Annotated in this window: 34 protein-coding genes and 1 pseudogene; 5 read left to right on the top strand and 30 right to left on the bottom strand. The window is 67.2% G+C overall.

What is annotated here, in order from left to right:
- Positions 1–18 precede the first annotated feature (18 nt).
- Positions 19–903: a tRNA pseudouridine(38-40) synthase TruA gene (gene truA, locus ACOQPE_RS06465; protein WP_420611014.1), complete on the top strand. Its 885-nt coding sequence runs from the start codon at positions 19–21 to the stop codon at positions 901–903.
- Here truA and ACOQPE_RS06460 read toward each other — a convergent pair.
- A complete protein-coding gene (locus tag ACOQPE_RS06460; RefSeq protein WP_420611013.1) occupies positions 860–3,877 on the bottom strand; it encodes a M16 family metallopeptidase in 3,018 nt (1,005 codons plus the stop codon). The genes truA and ACOQPE_RS06460 overlap by 44 nt on opposite strands.
- Before the next feature lie 259 nt (positions 3,878–4,136).
- Between ACOQPE_RS06460 and ACOQPE_RS06455 the strand changes: the two genes are divergently transcribed.
- The 4 genes from ACOQPE_RS06455 (at position 4,137) to ACOQPE_RS06440 (ending at position 6,891) form a co-directional block, all read left to right on the top strand.
- A complete protein-coding gene (locus ACOQPE_RS06455) occupies positions 4,137–4,757 on the top strand; it encodes a superoxide dismutase (RefSeq protein WP_420611012.1) in 621 nt (206 codons plus the stop codon).
- 111 nt (positions 4,758–4,868) lie between these two features.
- Positions 4,869–5,501, top strand: a complete 633-nt coding sequence (locus tag ACOQPE_RS06450; RefSeq protein ID WP_420611011.1) for a hypothetical protein — start codon at positions 4,869–4,871, stop codon at positions 5,499–5,501.
- Positions 5,495–5,830: a transcriptional regulator gene (locus tag ACOQPE_RS06445; protein WP_420611010.1), complete on the top strand. Its 336-nt coding sequence runs from the start codon at positions 5,495–5,497 to the stop codon at positions 5,828–5,830. The genes ACOQPE_RS06450 and ACOQPE_RS06445 overlap by 7 nt, the downstream gene beginning before the upstream one ends.
- Positions 5,831–5,952: 122 nt before the next feature.
- Positions 5,953–6,891: an acyl-ACP desaturase gene (locus ACOQPE_RS06440; RefSeq protein WP_420611009.1), complete on the top strand. Its 939-nt coding sequence runs from the start codon at positions 5,953–5,955 to the stop codon at positions 6,889–6,891.
- Positions 6,892–6,932: 41 nt separating this feature from the next.
- On the opposite strand, the gene ACOQPE_RS06435 is transcribed toward ACOQPE_RS06440, so the two are convergent.
- The 29 genes and pseudogenes from ACOQPE_RS06435 to rplC all read right to left on the bottom strand — a co-directional run bounded on the left by ACOQPE_RS06435 (position 6,933) and on the right by rplC (position 22,580).
- The gene (locus ACOQPE_RS06435; protein ID WP_420611008.1) at positions 6,933–7,652 is read right to left on the bottom strand and encodes an RraA family protein; all 720 of its coding nucleotides are present in this window, start codon (positions 7,650–7,652) and stop codon (positions 6,933–6,935) included.
- Between the two features lie 24 nt (positions 7,653–7,676).
- Positions 7,677–8,027, bottom strand: a pseudogene (gene rplQ, locus ACOQPE_RS06430) (50S ribosomal protein L17); the annotation flags it as partial.
- Between the two features lie 2 nt (positions 8,028–8,029).
- Positions 8,030–9,031 (bottom strand): DNA-directed RNA polymerase subunit alpha, encoded by a 1,002-nt coding sequence (locus ACOQPE_RS06425; RefSeq protein WP_420611365.1) that lies wholly within the window; start codon positions 9,029–9,031, stop codon positions 8,030–8,032.
- A 59-nt stretch (positions 9,032–9,090) separates the two neighbouring features.
- Positions 9,091–9,708, bottom strand: coding sequence for a 30S ribosomal protein S4 (rpsD, locus tag ACOQPE_RS06420; protein WP_420611007.1), 618 nt, complete (start codon positions 9,706–9,708; stop codon positions 9,091–9,093).
- 1 nt (position 9,709) lies between these two features.
- Positions 9,710–10,105, bottom strand: a complete 396-nt coding sequence (rpsK, locus tag ACOQPE_RS06415; protein ID WP_419917202.1) for a 30S ribosomal protein S11 — start codon at positions 10,103–10,105, stop codon at positions 9,710–9,712.
- A gap of 58 nt (positions 10,106–10,163) precedes the next feature.
- Positions 10,164–10,541, bottom strand: coding sequence for a 30S ribosomal protein S13 (rpsM, locus tag ACOQPE_RS06410; protein ID WP_323671034.1), 378 nt, complete (start codon positions 10,539–10,541; stop codon positions 10,164–10,166).
- A gap of 18 nt (positions 10,542–10,559) precedes the next feature.
- Positions 10,560–10,673: a 50S ribosomal protein L36 gene (gene rpmJ / locus ACOQPE_RS06405; RefSeq protein WP_323671035.1), complete on the bottom strand. Its 114-nt coding sequence runs from the start codon at positions 10,671–10,673 to the stop codon at positions 10,560–10,562.
- A gap of 72 nt (positions 10,674–10,745) precedes the next feature.
- The gene (locus ACOQPE_RS06400) at positions 10,746–11,306 is read right to left on the bottom strand and encodes an adenylate kinase (RefSeq protein WP_420611006.1); all 561 of its coding nucleotides are present in this window, start codon (positions 11,304–11,306) and stop codon (positions 10,746–10,748) included.
- The gene (gene secY / locus ACOQPE_RS06395; protein WP_419863534.1) at positions 11,306–12,634 is read right to left on the bottom strand and encodes a preprotein translocase subunit SecY; all 1,329 of its coding nucleotides are present in this window, start codon (positions 12,632–12,634) and stop codon (positions 11,306–11,308) included. Before secY ends, ACOQPE_RS06400 begins: the two co-directional genes overlap by 1 nt.
- A 9-nt stretch (positions 12,635–12,643) precedes the next feature.
- The gene (gene rplO / locus ACOQPE_RS06390; protein ID WP_420611005.1) at positions 12,644–13,135 is read right to left on the bottom strand and encodes a 50S ribosomal protein L15; all 492 of its coding nucleotides are present in this window, start codon (positions 13,133–13,135) and stop codon (positions 12,644–12,646) included.
- Positions 13,119–13,361 (bottom strand): 50S ribosomal protein L30, encoded by a 243-nt coding sequence (rpmD, locus tag ACOQPE_RS06385; protein ID WP_420611004.1) that lies wholly within the window; start codon positions 13,359–13,361, stop codon positions 13,119–13,121. Before rpmD ends, rplO begins: the two co-directional genes overlap by 17 nt.
- Positions 13,358–14,083, bottom strand: a complete 726-nt coding sequence (rpsE, locus tag ACOQPE_RS06380) for a 30S ribosomal protein S5 (protein WP_420611003.1) — start codon at positions 14,081–14,083, stop codon at positions 13,358–13,360. The genes rpmD and rpsE overlap by 4 nt, the downstream gene beginning before the upstream one ends.
- A gap of 10 nt (positions 14,084–14,093) precedes the next feature.
- Positions 14,094–14,447, bottom strand: a complete 354-nt coding sequence (gene rplR, locus ACOQPE_RS06375) for a 50S ribosomal protein L18 (protein WP_419917198.1) — start codon at positions 14,445–14,447, stop codon at positions 14,094–14,096.
- Positions 14,444–15,025, bottom strand: coding sequence for a 50S ribosomal protein L6 (gene rplF, locus ACOQPE_RS06370; protein ID WP_420611002.1), 582 nt, complete (start codon positions 15,023–15,025; stop codon positions 14,444–14,446). Before rplF ends, rplR begins: the two co-directional genes overlap by 4 nt.
- Before the next feature lie 9 nt (positions 15,026–15,034).
- Positions 15,035–15,439 (bottom strand): 30S ribosomal protein S8, encoded by a 405-nt coding sequence (gene rpsH, locus ACOQPE_RS06365; protein ID WP_419854741.1) that lies wholly within the window; start codon positions 15,437–15,439, stop codon positions 15,035–15,037.
- Between the two features lie 13 nt (positions 15,440–15,452).
- Positions 15,453–15,638: a type Z 30S ribosomal protein S14 gene (locus ACOQPE_RS06360; RefSeq protein ID WP_323671042.1), complete on the bottom strand. Its 186-nt coding sequence runs from the start codon at positions 15,636–15,638 to the stop codon at positions 15,453–15,455.
- A gap of 45 nt (positions 15,639–15,683) precedes the next feature.
- A complete protein-coding gene (gene rplE, locus ACOQPE_RS06355; RefSeq protein WP_419856423.1) occupies positions 15,684–16,241 on the bottom strand; it encodes a 50S ribosomal protein L5 in 558 nt (185 codons plus the stop codon).
- Between the two features lie 77 nt (positions 16,242–16,318).
- On the bottom strand, positions 16,319–16,627 hold the full coding sequence (gene rplX, locus ACOQPE_RS06350) for a 50S ribosomal protein L24 (protein WP_420611364.1): 309 nt from the start codon (positions 16,625–16,627) through the stop codon (positions 16,319–16,321).
- A 43-nt stretch (positions 16,628–16,670) separates the two neighbouring features.
- Entirely contained in the window at positions 16,671–17,039 is a 369-nt protein-coding gene (gene rplN / locus ACOQPE_RS06345; protein ID WP_419854742.1) for a 50S ribosomal protein L14, read from the bottom strand.
- Positions 17,040–17,057: 18 nt separating this feature from the next.
- Entirely contained in the window at positions 17,058–17,336 is a 279-nt protein-coding gene (gene rpsQ / locus ACOQPE_RS06340; RefSeq protein ID WP_419854743.1) for a 30S ribosomal protein S17, read from the bottom strand.
- Positions 17,333–17,722: a 50S ribosomal protein L29 gene (gene rpmC, locus ACOQPE_RS06335; RefSeq protein WP_420611001.1), complete on the bottom strand. Its 390-nt coding sequence runs from the start codon at positions 17,720–17,722 to the stop codon at positions 17,333–17,335. The genes rpsQ and rpmC overlap by 4 nt, the downstream gene beginning before the upstream one ends.
- Positions 17,722–18,138 (bottom strand): 50S ribosomal protein L16, encoded by a 417-nt coding sequence (gene rplP, locus ACOQPE_RS06330; RefSeq protein WP_323671046.1) that lies wholly within the window; start codon positions 18,136–18,138, stop codon positions 17,722–17,724. The genes rpmC and rplP overlap by 1 nt, the downstream gene beginning before the upstream one ends.
- Complete coding sequence (rpsC, locus tag ACOQPE_RS06325; RefSeq protein WP_420611000.1) at positions 18,138–19,025, bottom strand: 30S ribosomal protein S3; 888 nt, start codon at positions 19,023–19,025, stop codon at positions 18,138–18,140. Before rpsC ends, rplP begins: the two co-directional genes overlap by 1 nt.
- A gap of 2 nt (positions 19,026–19,027) precedes the next feature.
- On the bottom strand, positions 19,028–19,738 hold the full coding sequence (gene rplV / locus ACOQPE_RS06320; protein ID WP_420610999.1) for a 50S ribosomal protein L22: 711 nt from the start codon (positions 19,736–19,738) through the stop codon (positions 19,028–19,030).
- A gap of 61 nt (positions 19,739–19,799) precedes the next feature.
- Positions 19,800–20,078, bottom strand: a complete 279-nt coding sequence (gene rpsS / locus ACOQPE_RS06315) for a 30S ribosomal protein S19 (protein ID WP_323671047.1) — start codon at positions 20,076–20,078, stop codon at positions 19,800–19,802.
- A 4-nt stretch (positions 20,079–20,082) separates the two neighbouring features.
- A complete protein-coding gene (rplB, locus tag ACOQPE_RS06310; RefSeq protein WP_420610998.1) occupies positions 20,083–20,919 on the bottom strand; it encodes a 50S ribosomal protein L2 in 837 nt (278 codons plus the stop codon).
- Between the two features lie 10 nt (positions 20,920–20,929).
- On the bottom strand, positions 20,930–21,220 hold the full coding sequence (rplW, locus tag ACOQPE_RS06305; protein WP_420610997.1) for a 50S ribosomal protein L23: 291 nt from the start codon (positions 21,218–21,220) through the stop codon (positions 20,930–20,932).
- Complete coding sequence (gene rplD, locus ACOQPE_RS06300) at positions 21,220–21,894, bottom strand: 50S ribosomal protein L4 (RefSeq protein WP_420610996.1); 675 nt, start codon at positions 21,892–21,894, stop codon at positions 21,220–21,222. Before rplD ends, rplW begins: the two co-directional genes overlap by 1 nt.
- 11 nt (positions 21,895–21,905) lie before the next feature.
- On the bottom strand, positions 21,906–22,580 hold the full coding sequence (gene rplC / locus ACOQPE_RS06295; RefSeq protein WP_420610995.1) for a 50S ribosomal protein L3: 675 nt from the start codon (positions 22,578–22,580) through the stop codon (positions 21,906–21,908).
- Positions 22,581–22,816: the final 236 nt, after the last annotated feature.

Genomic DNA, 22,816 nt, shown 5'->3' with positions numbered 1-22,816 from the left:
GAAGTTACCGTGCCAGCGGTGAACGAGCATGAGGCGCCCTGCGGAAACCCGCAGCGAACAGTGCGGTTGGATGTGGCGTACCGCGGCACGGGTTTTCGCGGCTTCGCCGCCAATGAAGGCGTTCGCACGGTGGCTGGCGAGCTGGCCGCCGGGCTCGAGCGCATCCTGGGCGAAGCGCCCGTGCTGACCGTGGCCGGCCGCACCGATGCAGGCGTTCACGCCACCGGGCAGGTCGTGTCGTTCCGGATCGGCGGCGAGGGGCTGCGGCGGCTCGACTCAGCCGGCCCCTCGCGCTTGGCGTCCGCGCTCAACCGCTTGCTGAACCCCGAGATCGCCGTCGCAGCCGCCACGTTCGCCGACGACAGCTTCGATGCGCGCCATTCGGCAACGTCCCGTGCGTACGAATACCGCATTCGCAACGCCACCCATCCCGATCCCCGCTGCGCCGACCTCGAATGGCACGTTGCGGCTCCGCTCGACATCGGTCAGATGAATGCCGCCGCAGGTCACTTCGTGGGCGAGCACGACTTCACCTCGTTCTGCCGGCGACCGAAGGATCGTCCCGACGCGTCGCTGGTGCGCACCGTGTCGAGGGCGCGCTGGTCGGCTGAGGGTGCCCAGTGGCTGTTCGAGATCGAGGCCAACGCGTTCTGTCACCAGATGGTGCGGGCCATCGTGGGCCAGTGCGTGGCCGTGGGGCGCGGCGACCGGGCAGCCGGCGACGTGCCCGCTGTGCTGGCTGCACGCAGCCGAGACGCGGCGGCGACAATCGCGCCGCCACACGGGTTGACGCTCGTCGCCGTCCGCTACGCAGACAGTTCATCGACAATCGGCACGGCGGCGACAGCCGCCCGGGCAGCTACTGCTCGGAGCGGAACACCTCGATGCGGTTGTCAAGGTTGAACCACAGTGCGATGTGTGCCTGCACCTCGGCGGCCGTGATCTCGTCGAGAACTGCGCGTCGCTGAGCAGGTGTGCCGACGCTGCTGTCGTCGGCGTGGTGGCGCCGCAAGAGCGGGTTGACAATCGAGGAGTTCGACTCGAGCACGTAGTTGTCTCGCGTCACCGAGATTGCCTGCTGCAAGTCGCGATCGGTCGGACCATCGGCAATCAGCTCCGCCACGATCTCCACGATGGCGGCGTGGCTCGTCTCAAGCCCATCCGACGGCCCGGTGGCGTTGATGCGTGCCGTCCATTTGCCCGTCGCGTCGTCGGGCGACACAAACGCGCTGACCGAGTAGGTCTCGCCGAGCTGCTCGCGTACTCGACCGTCGAGCAAATCGTTGATGACCGCCGCGGCCACATCGCTGAGAACCAGGGTCTTGACGGTGAGCGTTGTGGGGGCGCCGAACACGATGTTGAGCCCCGCCGAGCCGGAGTCAGCTTCGACTGGAATCGTGATGCGCTGAATACCCGACGGGAAGCCCGGGTTGTGGTCGGTGAAGGTGTCTTCCGCACCAGCGGGCAGCGTGCCGATGTAGCGCGCCGCCAAGTCCGCCACCGTGGCCCGGTCGATGTCGCCGACAACTGCCACCATCAGATCGTCCACATTGCTCAGCCGTGCTTGATAGAGGCCGAGCAGCACGTCGGCGGTGGTGGCGTCGATCTGATCCTGAGTGGCAATGAACTGGTACCAGGGGCTGCCCTGGAAAAGCGCATCCAGCAGTTGCAGCTCGGAGATCCACAGAGGGAAGGTCTCGGCGTTCGCCAGGCGGGTTTGCATCGCTTGGATCTGCTCGTTGACCGCCACCTCGGTGATGCGCGGCTCAGTGACATACAGGTGCAGCAGGGCGAAGAGTGCTTCGAGGTCGCCCGCCCCCGCAGCGCCCGAGAAGCCTTCGGAGTGCTCGCCGATGAATGGGCTGACCCGGGCCGTCGTGGTGGCCAAATACTCGTCGAGCTGGGTGGCTGTCGCGTCACCGACGCCGCTCGAAGCGACCGCGCCGACTGCATGACGCACCAGGGCCGAATCGCCCACTGACAGTGACGACCAGCCACCCAGGCTCTCCGCTACCACCGTCACCTCGCCGGCCGCGATGTCCGACGGCGCGAACACCACCGTTGCGCCGTTGGGGAATTCCCACTCGTAGGCGTCGTCGAACAGGCCAACTGGTCGCTCGGCGGCGGGTGCGGCCGGATCCGGCCGTGCCATGAGTGCGTCGATGGCCTCCTGCGCCGCCGGCGGTGCCAGCGGAACCGCCGCGTCTACCGCGGCACGCAGTTCCTCCGCGGTCGGCACGTCAGCCGGGTCGGGTCCGATCGACACCACCAGCGGCGGCGCAATCTCCAAGAGCCAACGCAGATGTGCGGTCAGCTCTTCGACCGTGTATGTGTCGAGCAGCGAGGTCAACCGGGCCACCCGATCCGGCGTCGATGAGACATCGGCGCCGCTCAGGAAATGCGCTGCGTAGCCGAAGGAGTACTCCCGGTCCTGCCGGGTTTCGTCACTCTCGAGCTGGAACTCGAGCGAGGTACGAAACGCGCTCACCGCCTGGTCGAGCTCTGCCTGGGTGAAACCGAAGTGGGCCGCGCCATGCACCACCGAGATGTAGTCGGTGGTTGCCTGGTTGAGATCCGGGCCTTGGTAGTTCGTGCCATACAGGCGCAAACCGCGCGCAGCCGGAAACGCGCTGAAGTGCGGTTCTGTGGTTTGTGACAGCTGACCGGCCCGGAATGCGGCATCGAGCCGGATGTCGAGCATGCGAGCGATCAGGTCCTCCATGAACCGAAGCCGCTCACCCCCGACCGTCCCCGCGGGCCACGCGGGCAGCTGCCAGTCGAGCGAGATGTAGATGGGGCCGTGGTCGGGGTGCGTGACCACATCGGTCACCGGCTCGTCCACGAAGTCGGCAATGAAGGCAGACCGGTCGGGCTGCGCCGGGGCAGTCGGTGTACGCGGCGCGAGCTCCGCGAAGTAGTGCTCCACCAGCGTTTCCATCTCGGAGACAGCCAGGTCGCCCACGACCACCACTGCCATGTTGTCCGGTCGGTACCACGTGTCGTAGAACTCGCGCAAGACCTCAGCGGTCATGGACAGATTGGATTCCTCGCTGCCGCCGATGAGCATGCCTTCATAGACGGTTCCGGAGTAGTAGATGGCGTCGAGGAAGTTCGAGATCCTTCCCGACGCTGACTCATCACGCAGGCGGTACTCGTCAAGGACGATCCCCCGTTCGGCATCGACATCGTCAGGCAGGAGCGTGGCCGCTGATGCCCATTCGGACAGCACCGTGAAGCCGAGGCCGATTGCACCGGGGTGATCGAGCTTGAAATCGAGGATGTAGACGGTTTCATCGGGGCTGGTGTATGCGTTCAAATCGGGGCCGAAATCGGTGCCGAAGTCGCGGAGCACCTGGAGGAGCTCGTTCTTGGAAAAGCGCTCAGTTCCGTTGAACATCATGTGTTCGAGGAAGTGCGCTGCGCCCTCTGCGCCGTCGGGGTCGAGGACGCCCCCCGCATTGACGACCAAGTGCATCATGATCGCCTTGCCGGGCGAGTCGTTCGAGCGCAGGTAGTAGGTGAGGCCGTTGGGGAGCTGGCCGATCAGCACCTCCGAGTCCACCGGCAGCAGGGTTGCGTCCGGATCACCGGGCTCGTAATCGTTGAACTCGCCCAGATCGACGGGGTCGCCGATCGGCTCGTCGGCGGGCTCCTCGGCAGGCTCAGGTTCGTCGGCAGGCTCAGGTTCGTCGGCAGGCTCAGGTTCGTCGGCGGGCTCGGGCTCGTCGGTCGCTTCGGGCTCCGCGTCGGCTTCGACGGCGTCTGGTTCCTCGGTGTGAACCTCGGGCGTCTCGTCGTCGGCCGCTTCGGGTTCGCTGACCGCGTCATGTTCGTCGGGAGCGCACGCAGCCGCGAGCAGGGCGGTCGCGAAGATCACGGCCAGAAGCTTGCGCCAGAGGGCTGGTTTCATCGACGGACCCGCCTTTCGGCCGACAGCGTGCGGCATCGGACGGTACTCGCCGATCACCTGCCCGCGGCCGCGGTCGCGGGACAAGTTCTCATGCAATCTCAGCGTGCGCTGAGTCGCTCCAAGAGCTGCCCGCGCACTCGAAGCCGCGGGTTGCATGCCCGGGCGACGCTGAAGTTCTGACTTCCGCTGGCATACTCGCCCGGGCCGGTGACCACGTGGGACTCAGATGACGATCCAGCTGCCAGACCTTCCCTACGCACCCGATGCGCTCTCGCCGCACATCAGCGAGCGCACGATCAGCTTCCACTACGGCAAGCATCACGCTGGCTATGTCACTGCAGTGAACAACGGCATCGCCGGCACGCCCAATGAAGGCCGGGCGCTGGAAGATCTGGTGTGCTCGCTGCCCGCAGGCGGGCTGTTCAATGCAGCAGCTCAGACGTGGAACCACAACTTCTACTGGCAGTCGATGTCGCCCGGTGGCGGCGGCGAGCCCGACGGCGACCTGGCGGCGGCGCTGGAGGCAAGCTTCGGTGGCGTGGACGCGTTCCGGGCCGACTTTGCCGCCGGAGCGGTCGGCAACTTCGCTTCGGGCTGGGGCTGGCTCGTGATCGACGGTTCGGGCGGCGACGGCGAGGGCTCGCTGCGCATCGTCCAGACCGACGATGCCCAGACGCCCCTGACTGACGGCCTGAGAGCGCTGCTGGTGATCGACGTGTGGGAGCACGCCTACTACCTCGACTACCAGAACGCCCGGGCTGCCTACGTGGATGCGTTCGTCGAGCACCTGATCAACTGGGAATTCGCCGCAGCCAACTACCGCGCCGCGCTCGACGCCCACGCCTAGCCCAAGAGCACGGCCACCACACAGCCAGCCCCCGATTGCGCTTGCATCCGCTTGCGTCCCTGTATAGTTTGTATTACAAACTAGTTTGCATCGCGGACCTAGGAGGTTGTGATGTCGACAGAAACCGGCGAATCGACAGCTCTCAATCCCGACGAGAGCTGGGAGACCGTTCTCAGCACCATGCAGGGCGCTCGCAGCGCCATGTACACAGCCGGAAGCACGGCGATCCTGCTGCTGTGGGCGGGCGTCATCACGATCGCCTACCTCGCCCAGTACGCCGTGTCGACGTTCGCAACCGACTTCGCCGACAGTTACCCGTGGTTCCCGGGACCACTGTGGGCGATCATCACGTCCTTCGGAGTCATCGGCAGCATGACCATCGGCCATCGCGCCGGCCGTGCCCTGTCGCCGGGCCTCGCCATGCAACACGCCGGGATCCGCGTGTTCGCCTACTGGATGACCGTCACTGCGGCCGCTGGACTGCTCCCAGGCGCGGCGGGCCTGTGGAACGAGTCCGGCGCAGAGAAGATCCCCTTCGTCTTGATGGGCGTCATCGCGCTCGGCTACGTGCTCTTCGGAATCCTGAACCGGACCGTGATCGCCGCCTTCGGCGTGGGCATGGCCGCGGCCTTCTACGTTCCGCATTACCTGTTCGATGACATCGCACCAGCAGTGTCGGGTTTCGCGATGCTCGGACTGCTCGGAACCATCGCCATGTGGGTGCGCAGGACCGGCGAATGGTAGATCCCAGCGCCGTGCCCGACGGCGGTGCCATCGACCTCGACGAGATCATCCACCAGCCGGCGCGCCTGCAGATCATGTCGTTGCTCGTGTCACTCGACGAGCGGGACCGGCTCGCCTACGGATTCGTGCAGAAGCAGCTGGGCCTGACGCCGGGCAACCTGACGACGCACCTGCGCAAGCTGGAAAACGCCGACTATGTGGCGACGACCAAGGAGTTCCGCGGCGCCAAGCCGCGCACCTGGATCGAAGCCACGGTGACAGGACGCAAAGCGTTTGCCGGGTACCTCGTCAACCTCGAGCGGGCCCTCGGCGTGCGCACCAGTTCCTGACGACGCGATCACCCATTGCGCCAGACGGTTGACATCGGCGCGACATGCTCATGGCTCGGCACGTCCTGAACGGTGGGATTACATCATTAGGCTCCATCTCGCATGGTGATTGGCGATGCCCGATGCCGGTAGAGGCTGATGCCCGGACGCTCGCCGATCTGGAGCCAGAGGTTGAGCGACTCCTCGCGCGCCATCTTCGGCAGACCAAGGAATGGCACCCCCACGCGCTCGTGCCCTGGAGCCGGGGTGAAGACTTCGCGCCCGACTACGAATGGTCACCCGAGGAAGCCAACCTCACCCCTGAGGCTCGCAGCGCCCTCTTCGTGAACGTGCTCACCGAGGAGAACCTGCCGTACTACTTCCGTGACAGCGAGCGGCTGTTCGGCAGCGACGGCGCGTGGGGCGAGTGGGTTCGCCGCTGGACGGCGGAAGAGGGGCGCCACGGCCGGGTCATCTACGACTACCTGTCGGTCACCCGCGCCCTCGACCCCGTGGCACTGGAGCGGGCGCGCATGGCGCAGGTGCAGTGCGGGCAGGTACCCCAGCCGCCGAGCCTGCTGGAAGGCCTTGCCTACGTGACGCTGCAGGAGTTGGCCACCCGAATCGCGCACTTCAACACCGGGCGCCACATCGACGACCCCGCCGGCAAGGCCATCATGCGGCGGGTCGCTTTCGATGAGAACCTGCATTTCCTGTTCTACCGCGACGTGATGAGCGCCGCTGTCGAGATCGACCCCTCCAGCGCAGTGGTGGCGATCGCCAACCAAGTCAAGAGCTTCGCGATGCCCGGGGTGGGCATCACCGATTTCGACACCCACTCCCGCATCATCGCCGAAGCCGGGATCTACGACCTGGCCATCCACCACGACCAGATCCTGCAGCCCGTCGTGCTGCGCGACTGGAATCTGCCGGGATTGACAGAGCTGTCCAGCATCGCGGAAGCGGCGCGCGACCGCCTCATGAAGATGATCGACCGGATTGGGCGCGTCGGTCAGCGTCTCGCCGAGCGCTACGCCGAGGCACGCGAAACACTGCGCCGCAACGCGGCACTCGTGCGATAGACCCCGCAACTGCGCCCACAGCCGCGCAGGCCGGCGAGGGACTAGTGGTCGCCCTTGGGGTCGAGCAGGGCGGTCAGCCGATCGATGGAGAAGTCCTCGCTGCGGGCGCCGTCGATGAGCACACGCTCGGCAGCGGCGATCTTGGCGGCCGCTGCGGGAACATCGGCCGCTGCATCAGCAGGCACCACGACCGCTCCGTGACGGTCGGCGTGAATGAGATCGCCGGGGCGCACCGACATGCCGTGCACCGTCACCGGCACTGCGTACTCCACGACGTGCACCCAGGCGTGGGATGGGCCGATCGAGCCGGCCAAAGCGCCGAAGCCCGGCGCCCACTCCCCTAGGTCACGGATCGAGCCGTTGGTGATGACGCCGAGCGAACCCAGTCCGGCGTGAATGCTGCTGTTCACCTCGCCCCACCAAGCGCCGAAGCCGGGTGAGGCGTCAGTGTCCTGGATCACCGTGATCGTGGGCTGCGGGCCTTCGGCCATGTGCCGGTAATAGCCGACCCGCATTGCCAAGTCGTCGTCACGGGATCGGCCCGATGGCGCATTGGCGCGGATCGTGGCCGTACGGGCGTAGCCGACCATGACGGTGTCCGGGTCGGGACAGACCAACGGTGAGGTGGTGTATCCGTAGCCGCGGCGATGCGGAGCCACGACCTCGAGCGCGTTGCAGACGGTCGGGGTGTCCAATTCCCGAAGTGCGTCGAGCACGCCAAGGCTCAACGGCCCAGCGCTCAATGGGACATCGGTGCTCATGTGCCGGGGTGCCGCGAGGAGCTAGACCAACTCGATGAGCGCCATGGGGGCGTTGTCACCCCGGCGCGGTCCGAGCTTCAAGATGCGCGTGTAGCCGCCCGGACGTCCCTCGTAGCGCGGACCGATCTCGTCGATGAGCTTCTGGGCCATCTCCTGGTCGCCGTTGAGGCTGGCGATGATCTGGCGATGCCGTGCCAGGCCGCCCTTGCGCGCCTTCGTGATGAGCTTCTCGGCGTAGGGCCGCAGCGCCTTGGCCTTGGCCTCGGTGGTCTCGATGGCTTCCGCAGCGAACAACGACGCCGCCAGGTTGGCCAGCATGGAGCGCTGGTGACTGGCGCTGCCGCCGAGGCGTCGGCCCTTCGTGGGCGTGGGCATGATCAGCTGACCGCCGCCGGCGTGGCCTCTTCGGCTTCTGCCTCGGTCTCGCCCTCAGACTCAGCCTCGGACGACGGGCTCATGCCACGCAGCGCCAGACCCCGCTCGTCGAGCTTCTCGATGACCTCGTCAAGCGACTTCTGGCCGAAGTTCGGCACGGTCATGAGTTCGTCCACCGACTGGTCGAGCAGCTCGCCGATGGTGTTGAACTGTGCACGCTTGAGGCAGTTGCGGGCACGCTCGGACAGGCCCAAGTCTTCGATGGGACGTTCGAGATCGCTGGTCCGGCCGCCGCCGACCGCCACCTCGGCGATGTCGAGGCCCAAGGGCTCCGGCGACAGCTCGGCAATCATGAGCATCAGCCGGCACAGAGTGTCGCCCGCCGACGACAGCGCTTCGCGCGGGGTCATCGCGCCATCGGTCTCGATGTCGAGCACAAGCCGGTCGAAATCGGTGGACTGCTCGACGCGCACCGGCTCGACCTCCACCGCCACACGACGCACCGGGCTGAACAGCGCGTCCACGAGGATCACGCCGATCGTGCTGCCGGCACGCTCGCTCTCGGGCGCTGCGTAGCCCCAGCCGCGCTCCACAGTGAGGTCCATCGCCAGGCGGGCGCTCTCGCCGAGCGTCGCGATGTGCAGGTCGGGTGTCAGGCACTCGACGTCGATGCCCCAGTCCACGTGCCCCGCCAGCACCGGGCCCACGCCCCGCTCATCGAGGCGCACCGCCACGGGCTCGTCGGTGTGGCACCTCAGCACCACGTCCTTGAGATTCAGGATGATGTCAGTGACGTCTTCGACGACACCCTCAATGGTCGTGAACTCGTGCAGCGCGTCGTCGAAGCGCACCTGGGTGATCGCTGCGCCGGGAATCGACGACAGCAGCGTGCGGCGCAGCGAGTTGCCCAGCGTGTGCCCGAATCCGGGCTCCAGCGGGCCGATAGCGAAGCGCTGGCGGTTGCCCTCGGGCTCGCCGAGGATGTCGATCGTCGGTCGGTGCATGACCAAGGTGTCGGAGATGGACACGTTCACCCCTTCGTGGGCGGCAGATGTTGACAGGACTATTTGCTGTAGAGCTCGACGATGAGCTGCTCGCGAACCGGGATCTCAATCTGGGATCGGATCGGCAGTTCGCGCACGGTGACTCGCTGGCCTCCGTCGCTCGCCTCCAGCCACGGGGGTGGGGTGCGGTCCAGCACGTCGAGATTCCAGCGGACGGTGACGATCTCGCGGGCCTTGGTCCGCAACTCGACCACGTCGTCCTTGCGGGCCCGGAAGCTGGGAATGTTCACCCGGCGTCCGTTGACGTCGATGTGGCCATGGCTCACGAATTGGCGAGCCTGCGGGCGCGTCGCCGCCCAACCGGCCCGGTACACGATGTTGTCGAGCCGCAGCTCGAGCAGCCGCAGCAGGTTCTCGCCGGTGACCCCGCGCTGGCGGGCAGCCTCTTCGTAGACGTTGCGGAACTGCCGCTCTGTCATCCCGTAGGTGAAGCGGCACTTCTGCTTCTCCTGCAGCTGCAGCAAGAACTCCGAGTTCTGGCTGCGTCGCCGACCGCGGCCGTGCTCACCGGGCGGGTAGGGACGCCGGTCGAGCGCTTTCGTCTCGCCCTCAGTGCCCCAGATATTGGTGTTGAGCCGCCGCGAGACGCGCGCCTTGGGACCCGTGTAGCGAGACATCTCAGACCCTCCGGCGCTTCGGGGGGCGGCAGCCGTTGTGCGGCACGGGCGTCATGTCGCGGATGCCCTTGATCTCGATGCCGGAATTCTGGATGGAGCGGATCGCGGTCTCGCGGCCCGAGCCGGGACCCTTCACATGCACATGCACCCGGCGCACTCCATGCTCCATGGCGCGCTCGGAGGCCTGCTCGGCGGCCTGCTGCGCGGCGAAGGGCGTCGACTTGCGGGAGCCCTTGAAACCGGCATTCCCGGCCGAGGCCCACGACACCACGTTGCCCTGCAGGTCGGTGAAGGTGATGATCGTGTTATTGAACGAACTCTTGATGTGCGCCACGCCGTCGCCGACGTTCTTGCGCTCCCGGCGCCGCCCGCGGCGAGGCTGCTGCTGCTGGTTCACTTTCGCCCGCCTCTCATGCGTCCGGTCTCTCGTTGCCGACGAAATCGGCCGCGCACGTTCACTTGCGTACCTTCTTCTTGCCCGCGACGGTCTTGCGCGGACCCTTGCGGGTGCGTGCGTTCGTATGCGTGCGTTGGCCCCGTACCGGAAGCCCGCGGCGGTGACGGACGCCCTGGTAGCAGCCGATCTCGATCTTTCGCTTGACGTCTTGGGCGACGTCGCGCCGCAGGTCGCCCTCGACCGCCAGGTTGGCGTCGATGTGATTGCGGATGCGCGCCACCTCGGCATCGGTCAGGTCACGCACGCGCGTGCGCTCGGCAATGTTCAGGTCTTCGCAGATCTGCTGGCTGGCCGAACGACCGATGCCGTAGATGTAGGTGAGCGCGATCTCCACACGCTTCTCACGCGGTATGTCGACGCCGGCGATTCGGGCCATCGATACAGAACTCCTGTCTCAGCCTTGCCGCTGCTTGTGTCGCGGGTTCTCACAGATCACCCGGATCCGCCCGTGACGGCGGATCACGCGGCATTTGTCGCAGATCTTCTTGACGCTCGGACGGACTTTCATCGGGTGACCTGCGCTGTAGACGAGCGAGCAAGTATAGGGGTCACAGTGCCGCCTCGATGGCGGCCACTGGCCTCATCGTGCCGCCTCAATGGCGGCCACGATGCGCCCATGGACCTCGGCGGGGGTTCCGAGGCCGTCAACGGAGACCAGCACTCCCTGGTCGGCGAACAGCTTCCGCAGCGGCGCTGTCTCGGCTTCGTACAGCTCCAGCCGCCGGGAGATCGCCTCCGGCGTGTCGTCGGCTCGGCCCCGCTCCAGCATCCGCTGGGTCACCACCTCGTCCGGCACATCCAAGTCGATCGCCCGTTCCACCGTGCTCGGCGCCAGCAGTGCAAATAGACCGTCGGCTTGGGCCTCAGTGCGAGGGAAGCCGTCGAGCAGGAAACCGGCAGCGGTATCCGGTTCGGTGAGCCGCTCAGCCACGATGCCCAGGATCAGCTCGTCGCTGACCAGGTCACCTGCGTCCATGACGGCCTTGGCCTGCCGGCCCAGCTCGGTGCCCGCAGCGACGGCGGCGCGCAGCATGTCGCCTGTCGAAATGTGGGCGATGCCATAGCGCTCCACCAGCAGCTCGCACTGCGTGCCCTTGCCAGCTCCCTGCTTGCCCAAGATGACCAGCCGTCGCGTGCTCATCAGGCCAAGAACCCTTCGTAGTTGCGCATCAGCAACTGGCTGTCGACCTGCTTCATCGTCTCCAGCGCCACACCGGAGGCAATCAGGATCGACACACCGCCGAATCCGATGGCTGCACCGGCGCCGCCGCTGCCCAGAGCATCGAGGTCACTGGTCAGCGACAGCAGCACGCTGGGCAGCAGCGCCACCAAGGCAATGAACAGAGCGCCCGGCAGCGTGATGCGGTTCAGCACTCTGGCCAGATACCGCTCGGTTTGCGGCCCGGGCCGGATGCCGGGAATGAAGCCGCCCTGCTTGCGGATGTTGTCGGCTTGGCGCACCGGGTCGAATGTGATGGCCGTATAGAAGTAGGCGAAGCCCACGATCAGCCCGCCGAAGAACAGGATGTAGGCGATGTTGTCGGGCTGGGTCAGGTACTCGTCGACAGCGGTCTGCAGCCAGCCCCAGTTCGCCACGTTCGACAGCAGCACCGGCAGGAACAGGATCGAGCTGGCGAAGATCACCGGGATCACGCCCGACTGGTTGACCTTCAGCGGGATGTAGGTGTTCTGCCCGCCGTAGAGCCTGCGGCCCACCTGCCGGCGGGAGAACTGCACCGGGATGCGACGCTGGCCCTGCTCGATGAAGATGATGGCCACCATCATTCCCGTGGCCACGATGACCGCGGCCGCCAGGTACACCGTGCCTTGCACCGCCAGCAGGCGGGCCCCGTCGAACGGGATCGTGGACACGACCGAGGCGAAGATCAGCAGCGACATGCCATTGCCCACGCCGCGCTGGCTGATCAGCTCGCCCATCCACATGAGCAGCGCCGTGCCCGCCGTCAGCGACAGGATCACCAGCGCCACGCGATTGAACGTGAAGTCGGGGATGACGATGACACCGGCGGTGTTGCCCAAGGCGGTGCCCTGGCCCCGCCCGAAGATGAACGTGATGCCCGTGGCCTGCACGAAGGCGATGCCCAGCGTCAGGTAGCGGGTGTACTGCGTCAGCTTCCGCTGCCCCACCGCACCCTGCTGCTGGAGCTGCTCGAAGCGCGGGATCGCGACGGTGAGGATCTGGATGATGATCGACGCCGTGATGTACGGCATGATGCCCAACGCGAAGATCGCGAAGTTGGTGAGCGCGCCGCCCGAGAACAGGTTCAGCAGCGCCAGCACGCCGCCGGTCGAGCTGGCTTGCTCGCGCAGCGACACGATGGCGTCGAAGTCGATGCCCGGCACCGGCACCTGGGAGCCCAGCCTGTACGCCGCAATGATGAACAGCGTGAACATGATCTTCCGGCGCAGATCTGCGATCCGGAAGATGTTGCGCATGTGGCCGAGCACGACAAGCCCCTAGCGATTGGTGTGCTGGTTGCCCCGGGCGGGTGGCCGGGGACCGCCGAACATGGGCGGCAGGATCTCGATGCTCCCGCCGGCACTCTCGATGGCTGCGCGGGCCGAGCCGGACACGGCGTGGGCTTTCACCGCGACGGATCGGGTGATCTCGCCACGCCCGAGGATCTTGACCATGGCGCCCTTGGACACCAAGCCGCGGGCCAGAAGTTCGGCGGGTGTGATTTCGTCGAGACCGCAGTCTTCGAGGGTGTCGAGATTGACCGGCTGGTACTCAACGCGAAACGGGTTCTTGAAGCCCTTGCGCTTGGGAATGCGGACCTGCAGCGGCAGCTGGCCGCCCTCGTACCAGACGGGAACGGTGCCGCGGGCACGAGTGCCCTTGGTGCCGCGGCCTGCGGTCTTGCCGCCCTTGCCGCTGGTGCCGCGCGCTACCCGCCTGCGCTTGCGCTTCGATCCCGGCGGCGGGGCCAGATCATGCAGTCTCAGCATCGCTGACCTCCTGAGCTGTAACAAATTCAGCAGTGATCAGATGACTCACCTTGCGCAGCATGCCGCGGATCTCGGGTCGATCCGGCAGGGTATGGCTGCGGCCGATCTTGCCCAGACCGAGCGCCCGCAGCGCACCGCGTGCCTTGGGCTTGGCCCCGATGCCCGATCGCACCTGGGTCACCACGATCTGGCTGGTGCCATGCTGGTTCGAACTCGGCGCGCTCATGATGAGGCCCCTGCGGAGGCATCGCTCAGCTTGCGCGTGCGCTCTGTCTCGCGGTATGCCTCGAGCAGACCGGCGGGAATGCACTCCTCGGGCGACAGCCCGCGCAGCTTGGCCACCTCGTCGGGACGCTTGAGGGCCGCTAAGCCCGCGATCGTGGCTCGGGCCACGTTGATGTGATTGGAGGAACCGAGCGACTTGGCCAGCACATCGCTGATGCCCGCCTCCTCGAGGATCGCCCTGGCGGCACCGCCGGCAATGACGCCGGTACCGGGGGCCGCCGGCTGCAGCAGCACCTTGCCAGCACCCATCACTCCCAGCACGGGGTGGACGATGGTGGAGCCGGCCAGGGGCACCTCGAACAGGCTCTTGCGGGCCTCTTCGGTGCCCTTCTGGATCGCCAACGGCACTTCCTTGGCCTTGCCGTAACCCAAGCCGACCCGGCCCGCGCCGTCGCCGATCACTACGAGTGCGGAGAACGAAAAGCGGCGGCCGCCCTTGACCACCTTGGCCACACGGTTGATGTCGATGACCCGCGATTCACGCAGACCGTCGTCACCGCTGTTGCGGGGGTTGTCGAATTGGCGGTCGCGCGGGCGACGGCCGCCCCGCTCACGCTCGTTGCCGCCGCGCTCGTTGCCGCCGCCGCGTTCATTGCCGCTGCGCTCTTCGGGGCCGCTGCGCGGTTGAGAAGGGCCGGCCTGTGAGGTTGGTGCGTCTGTCACGAGTCCTCCCTCAGAACTCCAGGCCGCCCGCACGGGCAGCATCTGCAAGGGCCGCCACGCGGCCGTGGTAGCGGTTCCCGCCCCGGTCGAAGGTGACCGTGGTGGTGCCAGCCGCCCGAGCCCGCTCGGCGATGAGCCGACCGATCTCGCCAGCGGCTGTGATGTTGCCGCCACCGGTCACGCCGGCCTCGCGCGACGACGCAGCAGCCACTGTGCGGCCGGTTTCGTCGTCGATGAGCTGGGCGCTGATATGCCGGTTGGACCGGTGCACCGCCAGGCGCGGGCGCGCTGCGGTGCCGGTGATCTTCTTGCGGACGCGACGGCGGCGCCGATCACGCCGGGCCGCCCTCGTGGGAGCACTCACTTCGCCGCCTTTCCGGCTTTGCGCAGCACGCGCTCGTCGACGTAACGGATGCCCTTGCCCTTATAGGGCTCGGGCTTGCGCAGCGCACGGATATTGGCCGCGACCTGCCCGACGAGCTGCTTGTCGATGCCCTTCACGATGATGGACGTCTGGCTCGGCACCTCGAAGCTGATGCCGTCGGGTGCCGTCACCGGCACGGTGTGACTGAATCCCAGCGACAGCTCGAGCGCCGATGATCCGCTGGCTGCTGCGCGGTATCCCACGCCGACAATCTGCAGTTCCTTGGAGAAGCCCTGCGACACGCCCTGCACCATGTTGGCGACCAGCGCCCGGCTCAGGCCGTGCAGCGACCGCTGCGAGCGGCTGTCATCGGCGCGCTCCACGACGACCTGGCTGCCGCCTTCCCCGTCGTCGACGCGCGCACGGATGCCCGCGGCCAGCTCGCGCTGGAGCTCGCCTCCAGGACCGCTGACGGTCACCACGTCGCCAGCCACGGAACCGGCGACATCGGGGGCTGGTTCGGCCGTCACCGTCACCCCGTCGGGAATCGAGATGGGCGTTTTGCCCACGCGTGACATCGCCGCCTCCTACCAGACGTAACAGAGGATCTCGCCGCCCATGCGGTTACGGCGAGCTTCGCGGTCGGTCATCAGGCCCCGGCTCGTCGACAGCACGGCAATGCCGAGGCCGCCGAGCACGCGGGGAACCTTGTCGGACTTGGTGTACACCCGCAGCCCGGGCTTGGAGATGCGCTGCAGCCCCGAGATGGTGCGGTCGCGGTCACCGGTGTACTTCAGGTTGATGGTGAGCGTCGGGGCGGGGCCGTCGGTGCCGTCGCTCACCTGGTAGTCGCTCACGTAGCCCTCGCGCTTGAGGATCGCCGCCAGGCGCTCCTTCTGCTTGGAGGACGGCATGGCCACCTCGTCTTTGAACACCATGTTGGCGTTGCGAATGCGGGTGAGCATGTCCGCAATGGGGTCGGTCATCGACATGTGCGCACCTCCCTCACCAACTGGCCTTCGTCACGCCGGGCACCTCGCCGGCATGGACCATCTCTCGCAGGCACACTCGGCACAGCCCGAACTTGCGGTATACCGACCGCGGTCGGCCGCACACGCGGCAGCGCGTGTAGGCGCGCACCTTGAACTTGGGGGTGCGCTGCTGCTTGTTGACGAGTGCCTTCTTGGCCATCGGTACTGCCTTTGTTGAATCGGGGCCTGGTGAGTTAGCCGGGTGCTAGGTCGTTGGGTGTTGGCGGAATGGAAAGCCGAGCGCAACCAGCAGGGCACGCCCGCCCTCGTCGTCGACGGCTGACGTCACGAGCGTGATGTCCATGCCGCGGATCTGGTTGACGCTGTCGTAGTCGATCTCGGGAAAGACCAGCTGCTCGGTGAGGCCGAACGTGTAGTTGCCGTGGCCGTCGAAGCTGCGCGGCGACAGACCCCGGAAGTCGCGGATACGAGGGATGGCCAACGACACGAGACGGTCGTAGAACTCCCACATCCGGTCACGGCGCATAGTGACGCGGGCGCCGATCGCGTTGCCCTCGCGCAGCTTGAACCCTGCGATGGACTGCTTCGCCCGGGTGATCGCCGGCCGCTGACCGCAGATGCGGCTGAGGTCGTCGATGGCGCCCTCGAGCAGGCCCCGGTTCGTCAGCGCAGCGCCGACGCCCATGTTCACGCTGATCTTCGTCAGCGTGGGCACCTGCATCACGTTCGCGAGCCCGAGCTCGTCGAGCAGTTGCGCGCGGACGGTGTCGCGGTAGAGCACCTTCATACGGGGCTCAGGCATACGAGGCTCGGGCCGCTCGTTGCCGCCGGTGTCGGACGAAGCGAGGGAGGGGGCGTCGGTCTGGGCCTCGGTCACGCTCATGGCAGTTCCTCCCCCGAGACTCGGTGGTAACGCACCTTGCGGCCGCCCTCGAAGCGGAAACCGACCCGACCTGGCTGGCCCGTTCGCGGGCACACCACCGCCACGTTCGACACGTCGACCGGCAGCAGGTAGTCGATGATCTGGCCCTCCTGGTTCTGCTGGGAGGGTTTCTGGTGCTTGTGCCCCACGTTCACGCCTTCCACCGTGAGGCGGCGGCGCGCCAGATCCACCGACACGACCTCGCCTTCCTTGCCCTTGTCAGGGCCGGAGACAACGCGCACGGTGTCGCCCTTGCGGACTCGCAGCCGCGGCAGCTGGTTCTTCTGGCGTGCCATCACGTCACCCCCATCACAGAACTTCCGGGGCGAGCGACACGATGCGCATGAAGCGCTTGTCACGCAGCTCGCGGCCGACGGGGCCGAAGATGCGGGTGCCACGCGGCTGGCGGTTGTCGTCGACGAGCACAGCGGCGTTCTCGTCGAAGCGGATGTAGCTGCCGTCGGGACGCCTGCGCTGCTTGCGCGTGCGCACCACGACGCAGCGCACCACGTCGCCCTTGCGCACCGCTGCGCCCGGGATGGCGTCCTTCACAGTGGCAACGAAAACGTCGCCGATCGAGGCGTAGCGCCGACCCGTGCCGCCGAGCACGCGAATGCACAGCACCTCGCGGGCGCCGGAGTTGTCGGCGACTTTGAGTCGGGACTCTTGCTGGATCATGACCTCGCTGCCTTCAGCTCATCGGGCCCGTTCGATGATCTCCACCAAGCGCCAGCGCTTGGTCTTCGAGATCGGCCGGGTTTCCATGACGCGCACCCGGTCGCCCGGACGCGTGTCTCCAGCGGGGTCGTGGACGTACAGCTTCTTGGTGCGCTGAACGGTCTTGAAGTAGCGGGGGTGGCGCACACGCTCGGTCACCGAGACGACCGCCGTGCGGTCCATCTTGGTGGAGGTGACGATGCCCTCGCGCACCTTGCGCCGGTTGCGCTCGACGGTCTCGGCAGTCTCGGTGCTCATGACGGATCTCCTGTGGAAGCTGCGCTGTCCGCGGCCGAGCTCTGCGAAGCGCCGGCCGGCACAGCGGCCGAGCCCTGCGAGGCGCCAGCCAGACCAGCGGCCGAGCCCTGCACTGGGTCATTCGACGGGCCAGCCAGACCAGCAGCCGAGCCTTGCACTGGGCCAGCCGATGGGTCCAGCAGCACATCGGCCGCTGCGATCTCACGCTCGCGCAGCACGGTGTGAATACGGGCGATGTCGCGCTTGGTGGCAGCCACGTGCGCCGAGTTGTCGAGCTGCCCGGTTGCAAACGCGAAGCGCAGGTTGAACAGCTCCTTCTTCGCACTGTCCAACTCATCAAACAGCTGATCGTCCGAGAGGGTCCGGAGCGTCGCGGCCTTCGCCATCAGATGGCCTCCTCTCGGGAGATCACCCGTGCCCGGATGGGCAGCTTCTGGATAGCGCGCTCCATGGCGCCGCGGGCCAGCTCGGCGTTCACGCCGCCCAGCTCGAACATCACACGGCCGGGCTTCACCACGGCCACCCACTTCTCCGGATTTCCCTTGCCCGAGCCCATGCGGGTCTCCGCAGGCTTCGCGGTCACCGGCTTGTCGGGGAAGATGTTGATCCAGACCTTCCCGCCGCGCTTCACGTGACGGGTCATGGCGATGCGGGCCGCTTCGATCTGGCGGGCCGTGATCCAGCCGGGTTCCAGCGCCTGGATGCCGTAGTCGCCGAAGTGCACGGCCGTGCCGCCCTTGGTGCGGCCCTTCATGCGACCGCGATGCGCCTTGCGGTGCTTGACCTTGCGAGGCATCAGCATCAGTCGTCTCCCGGCCTGAAGTTGGGCGTCTGGGACTGATCGCGCGTGGCCCGCTCGATCTGCTCTTCCTCCTCGAGCAGGCGCTCGAACTCGGGATCGGCCTCGCGCAGCAGCGGCACGGGCTCCTCGGGCACATCCTCGAGATCGCTCCGGCGACCGGCTGAAGACACCACACCTCCTGGAGGTGCACCGTCGCCCGACGTCTGGCCTGTGGCCATGGCCGCCTCGCGGTGAATGCGCTCGTCGGACGACACCTTGTACGGGAGGATGTCGCCCTTGTAGAGCCACACCTTCACGCCGATGCGACCCGCCGTGGTGCGGGCTTCGCGGAAGCCGTAATCGATGTCGGCGCGCAGCGTGTGCAGCGGCACACGGCCTTCGCGGTACCACTCGGTGCGGGCCATCTCCGAGCCGCCGAGCCGGCCTGAGCACTGCACGCGGATGCCGAGTGCGCCGGCCTTCTGGGCGTTCTGCACGGCACGCTTCATGGCCCGCCGGAAGGCGACGCGGCCGGCGAGCTGATCCGCAACGCCCTGTGCGATGAGCGCCGCCTCGAGCTCGGGCTGCTTGATCTCCTGGATGTTCAGCTGGACCTTCGGGTTGCCCGAGATCTTGCCGAGCTTCGTGCGCAGCCGATCGGCCTCGCTGCCCCGGCGGCCGATGACGATGCCCGGCCGGGCCGTGTGCACGTCGACGCGCAGGCGATCTCGGGTTCGCTCCACCTCGATGCGGCTGATCGCGGCATGCGGCAGCTCAGTCCGCAGGAAGTCTCGGATCTTCCAATCCTCGATGAGATAGTCCTGGTACTCCTTGTCGGCGTACCAACGCGACTTCCAGTCGGTGGTGATTCCCAAGCGGAAACCGTACGGGTTGACCTTCTGACCCATGATCAGTTCCGTTCCTCTGGGTCGGCAGCTTCGGGGTCGGCAGCATCGTCCCCGCTGGCTTCGCCGTTCTCATCGGCTGCTTCGGCCTCGTCGGCTGCGGCGGCCGTGATGTCCCCAGACTCGTCGTCTGGTTCGACTGCGTCGCCTTGTTCCTCGGCATCGCCGGTCGGGACCTCATCGGCTGCGGCGTCGATGTCGTCTCCGGCGTCGATGTCTTCTGGCGCAACCTCGTCAGCCTCGTCGGTGTCCGGGGCGGCGCGGCTGGCGGCCACGCGGGCCGCACGCGCGGCTGCGGCGGTCTGAGAGCCCGAGGCGGCCAAGCGGGCCTCGCGCATCTCGAGCTCCTCGGGGCTGAGCTGAGCCACGATCACGGTGATGTGGCTGGTCTGCTTGAAGATGCGGGTGGCGCGGCCCCGTGCTCGCGGGCGCCAGCGCTTGAGCACGGGACCCTCGTCGGCCCAGCACTCAGCCACGTACAACTCGTCGGCGTCGAGCTGCTCGTTGTTGGTGGCATTGGCCACCGCGCTCTCGAGCACCTTGGACACCACCTCGGCGGCGCCGCGCTCGCAGAAGCGCAGGCGGTCGCGGGCGAGCGCCAAGTCTTCGTCGCGGATGAGGTTGAGCACCACCCGCGCTTTCGACGCGGACAGGCGTGCGTACTTGTGCGTCGCCTTGGCGCCTGCGATGACGTCGAGGTCGATCAACCCGCTCATCGCCCGCTGCCTTGCTCTCGTCCGGCGCGAGGCTTGAACGTCTGCGTCGGGGCGAACCCGCTCATCGCCTGCCTCCACGTTCCTGGCCGGCGTGGAACTTGAACGTCCGCGTCGGGGCGAACTCGCCGAGCTTGTGGCCCACCATCGACTCGGTCACATACACCGGCAGGTGCTTGCGCCCGTCGTGAACCGCGATGGTGTGACCGATCATCTCGGGGATGATCGTGGAGCGCCGGCTCCACGTCTTGATGACCTTGCGCTCGCCGCTCTCGTTGAGTTCGTCCACCTTCGAGAGCAGGTGGTCGTCGACGAACGGGCCCTTCTTGAGACTGCGCGGCATCGCTCTACCTCCGGGACCCGCGCGTCCGGCGGCGGCGGACGATGAGGTCGTTGGACTTGCGGTTCTTGGAGCGGGTGCGGCCTTCAGGCTTGCCCCACGGCGACACCGGATGACGCCCGCCCGACGACTTGCCCTCACCGCCGCCGAGGGGATGGTCGACCGGGTTCATGGCCACGCCACGGGTCTGGGGCCGGACGCCCTTGTAGCGGTTCCGGCCGGCCTTGCCGATCTTGATGAGGTCGGCCTCGGCGTTGCCCACCGAGCCGATGGTGGCGCGGCAGTCGATCGGCACCCGGCGCATCTCGGTGGACGGCAGGCGCAAGGTGGCGTACGCACCCTCCTTGGCCACGAGCTGCACACTGGCGCCGGCCGAACGGGCCATGCGGCCGCCGGCGCCCGGCTTGAGCTCCACGTTGTGCACGGTGGTGCCGACCGGCACGTACCGCAGCGGCATGGCGTTGCCGACACGCACCTCCGCCCCCGCACCGTTGGCGAGCTTGTCGCCCACCTCCAGCCCCGCCGGCGCCAGGATGTAGCGCTTCTCGCCGTCGTGATAGTGCAGCAGCGCGATGCGCGCGTTGCGATTGGGGTCGTACTCGATGGTGGCGACCGTGGCGGGCACACCGTCCTTGTTGCGCCGGAAGTCGATCACCCGGTAGCGCTGCTTGTGACCGCCGCCACGGTGGCGAGAGGTCTTGCGGCCGTAGTTGTTGCGGCCGCCGGTGGAGTGCTGCTTGGCGATGAGCGAGCGCTCGGGCTTGGTCGCGGTGATGTCGGCAAAATCCGAGACCGTCTGGAACCTTCGGCCGGGACTGGTCGGCTTGCGTACTCGAATGCCCATGACGCCCCGCCTAGGAATTGAAGATCTGGATCGAGTCGCCCTCGACGAGGGTGACGATGGCCCGCTTGGTGTCCGGCCGCTTGCCGACGGTGTTGTTGCGCCGATTGCGCCGCTTCTTGCCCTTGCGATTCATCGTGTTGACCTTGGCGACCTTGACGTCGAAGATCTCCTCGACCGCTTGTCGGATCTCTGGCTTGCTTGCGGACGGGTGGACGCGGAACACGTAAATGCCCTCTTCGAGGAAGTCATACGACTTCTCCGAGATGACGGGAGCGATCAGCACATCGCGGGGATCCTTCACTAGTCATCCCCCTCGCTCGCTGCTCCGTTCGTGGTGGGCCTGGTGCTGGTGGGCCCAGTGCTCGTGGGAAGGGTGTCGCGGGTGAAGACCAGCCAGTCCGAGCGCAGGATGTCGTAGGCGTTCAGCTCGGCCGCGCTGACCGAGTGCACCGACGGAAGGTTGCGGAAACTGCGATCGGCCGTCTGGTGTGCCGTGCTGTCGCCCAGAACCAGCAGAACCTGTCCCGAGAGGGACAGGTTCTCGAGCACTGCGATGGCGTCCTTCGTGCGCGGCTGGGCAAAGTTCCACTCATCGATGACCATGACGCGTTCACTCCGAGCCCGGTCGCTGAGAGCGGAGCGCAGCGCCAGCCGCACGGTCTTGCGGTTCACTTTCTGGCGGTAGTCGCGCGGCTTGGGACCGTGCGCCACGCCGCCGCCCACCCACTGGGGCGAACGGATCGAACCGTGGCGAGCCCGACCGGTGCCCTTCTGGCGCCACGGCTTGGCGCCACCGCCGCGTACTTCGGCCCGGGTGAGGGTGCTGTGAGAGCCGTTCCGGCGGGCAGCTCGCTGGGCCGTGACGGCCTGATGCAGCGCCGCCATGTTCGGCTCGATGCCAAAGATGGCCTCGTCGAGCTCCACGGTGCCGGCAGTGCCGCCGTCGGGGGTGCGAACGTCAAGCGTGAGCGGCATCGGGATCGACCTCAGACCTCAGCCGGCACTGTGCTGTTTGACGCGCCTTGCGGCGCTTTGACTGCGTTGCGGACGACGACCGTGCCGCCCTTGGGCCCGGGGACCGAGCCCCGCACCAGCAGCAGGCCCCGCTCGGCGTCGGCCTCGACGACCGCGAGGTTGAGCGTGGTGACTTTCTCGCCGCCCATGCGCCCGGCCATGCGGGTGCCCTTGAACACCCGTGAGGGGGTGGCGCAGGCGCCGATGGCGCCCGGGGCCCGGTGGACCCGGTGCGCACCGTGGCTGGCACGCTGGCCCGAGAAGTTGTGCCGCTTCATGGTGCCGGCGAAACCCTTGCCCTTGGAGGTGGCTGTCACATCGACAAGCTCTCCGGGACTGAAAAGGTCGGCACCCAATTCGGTGCCGACCGATACTTCGCTCACATCGTCGAGCCGCAGCTCTACGAGGCGTACGCCGGGGTCGATCCCGGCTCGCTCGTAGTGGCCGTTGGTGGGCTTGTTGACCTTGCGGGCCTCACGGTGGCCGTAGGTGACCTGCACCGCGGTATAACCGTCTTGCTCGGTGGTGCGGACTTGCGTGACCCGGCAATCGTCGACGCGCAGCACGGTGACCGGGACGACGCGGTTCTCGTCGTCCCAGAGCTGTGTCATGCCGACCTTGGTGGCGACAAGCGCCCTGTTGGCCATGTGCGCGTCTCTCTCGTGCTTTCGCCCTGCATCTCACTGCCCGCACAGCGGGCAGTTGTCCCTTCGGCCGCCCGCTCAACGGGCCGCTGTCTCTATGGCTGCCCGCCTAGCGGGCCGCCATGCGAACGCTCCGCACGGCTGCGCCGGCGGAGCGGTTCTGAGGTTGTGCCGACCGGTTCCGAACACCCGACCCATTGCGGGGAGGCATCCGGCCTTGCCGGACGTCAGTTCGACGC

This window comes from Candidatus Poriferisodalis sp. (assembly GCF_965219595.1).
Classification (GTDB): Bacteria; Actinomycetota; Acidimicrobiia; order Acidimicrobiales; family Poriferisodalaceae; genus Poriferisodalis.
Note: the sequence above shows the minus strand (reverse complement) of the source record. Positions and strands in the feature narration are given on the sequence as shown.

Excerpts from the sequence above, each read along its gene's own strand:
- rplE (WP_419856423.1), bottom strand. The coding sequence starts at position 16,241 with ATGCCTGAGCCCCGTATGAAGGTGCTCTACCGCGACACCGTCCGCGCG.
- ACOQPE_RS06450 (WP_420611011.1), top strand. The coding sequence starts at position 4,869 with ATGTCGACAGAAACCGGCGAATCGACAGCTCTCAATCCCGACGAGAGC.
- rpmD (WP_420611004.1), bottom strand. The coding sequence starts at position 13,361 with ATGAGCGCGCCGAGTTCGAACCAGCATGGCACCAGCCAGATCGTGGTG.
- rplB (WP_420610998.1), bottom strand. The coding sequence starts at position 20,919 with ATGGGCATTCGAGTACGCAAGCCGACCAGTCCCGGCCGAAGGTTCCAG.
- rpmC (WP_420611001.1), bottom strand. The coding sequence starts at position 17,722 with ATGGCGAAGGCCGCGACGCTCCGGACCCTCTCGGACGATCAGCTGTTT.
- rpsS (WP_323671047.1), bottom strand. The coding sequence starts at position 20,078 with ATGCCGCGCAGTCTCAAGAAGGGCCCGTTCGTCGACGACCACCTGCTC.
- rpsC (WP_420611000.1), bottom strand. The coding sequence starts at position 19,025 with ATGGGTCAGAAGGTCAACCCGTACGGTTTCCGCTTGGGAATCACCACC.
- rpsH (WP_419854741.1), bottom strand. The coding sequence starts at position 15,439 with ATGTCGATGACCGACCCCATTGCGGACATGCTCACCCGCATTCGCAAC.
- ACOQPE_RS06455 (WP_420611012.1), top strand. The coding sequence starts at position 4,137 with ATGACGATCCAGCTGCCAGACCTTCCCTACGCACCCGATGCGCTCTCG.
- rpsQ (WP_419854743.1), bottom strand. The coding sequence starts at position 17,336 with ATGAGCACCGAGACTGCCGAGACCGTCGAGCGCAACCGGCGCAAGGTG.
- rplC (WP_420610995.1), bottom strand. The coding sequence starts at position 22,580 with ATGGCCAACAGGGCGCTTGTCGCCACCAAGGTCGGCATGACACAGCTC.
- ACOQPE_RS06445 (WP_420611010.1), top strand. The coding sequence starts at position 5,495 with ATGGTAGATCCCAGCGCCGTGCCCGACGGCGGTGCCATCGACCTCGAC.
- ACOQPE_RS06400 (WP_420611006.1), bottom strand. The coding sequence starts at position 11,306 with ATGAGCACGCGACGGCTGGTCATCTTGGGCAAGCAGGGAGCTGGCAAG.
- rpsD (WP_420611007.1), bottom strand. The coding sequence starts at position 9,708 with ATGTCTCGCTACACGGGTCCCAAGGCGCGCGTCTCGCGGCGGCTCAAC.
- rplV (WP_420610999.1), bottom strand. The coding sequence starts at position 19,738 with ATGAGCGGGTTGATCGACCTCGACGTCATCGCAGGCGCCAAGGCGACG.
- rplD (WP_420610996.1), bottom strand. The coding sequence starts at position 21,894 with ATGCCGCTCACGCTTGACGTTCGCACCCCCGACGGCGGCACTGCCGGC.
- ACOQPE_RS06425 (WP_420611365.1), bottom strand. The coding sequence starts at position 9,031 with ATGCACCGACCGACGATCGACATCCTCGGCGAGCCCGAGGGCAACCGC.
- rpsM (WP_323671034.1), bottom strand. The coding sequence starts at position 10,541 with ATGGCCCGAATCGCCGGCGTCGACATACCGCGTGAGAAGCGTGTGGAG.
- rplN (WP_419854742.1), bottom strand. The coding sequence starts at position 17,039 with ATGATCCAGCAAGAGTCCCGACTCAAAGTCGCCGACAACTCCGGCGCC.
- ACOQPE_RS06360 (WP_323671042.1), bottom strand. The coding sequence starts at position 15,638 with ATGGCCAAGAAGGCACTCGTCAACAAGCAGCAGCGCACCCCCAAGTTC.
- rpmJ (WP_323671035.1), bottom strand. The coding sequence starts at position 10,673 with ATGAAAGTCCGTCCGAGCGTCAAGAAGATCTGCGACAAATGCCGCGTG.
- rplO (WP_420611005.1), bottom strand. The coding sequence starts at position 13,135 with ATGCTGAGACTGCATGATCTGGCCCCGCCGCCGGGATCGAAGCGCAAG.
- rplF (WP_420611002.1), bottom strand. The coding sequence starts at position 15,025 with ATGTCACGCGTGGGCAAAACGCCCATCTCGATTCCCGACGGGGTGACG.
- rplP (WP_323671046.1), bottom strand. The coding sequence starts at position 18,138 with ATGCTGATGCCTCGCAAGGTCAAGCACCGCAAGGCGCATCGCGGTCGC.
- ACOQPE_RS06435 (WP_420611008.1), bottom strand. The coding sequence starts at position 7,652 with ATGAGCACCGATGTCCCATTGAGCGCTGGGCCGTTGAGCCTTGGCGTG.
- ACOQPE_RS06440 (WP_420611009.1), top strand. The coding sequence starts at position 5,953 with ATGCCGGTAGAGGCTGATGCCCGGACGCTCGCCGATCTGGAGCCAGAG.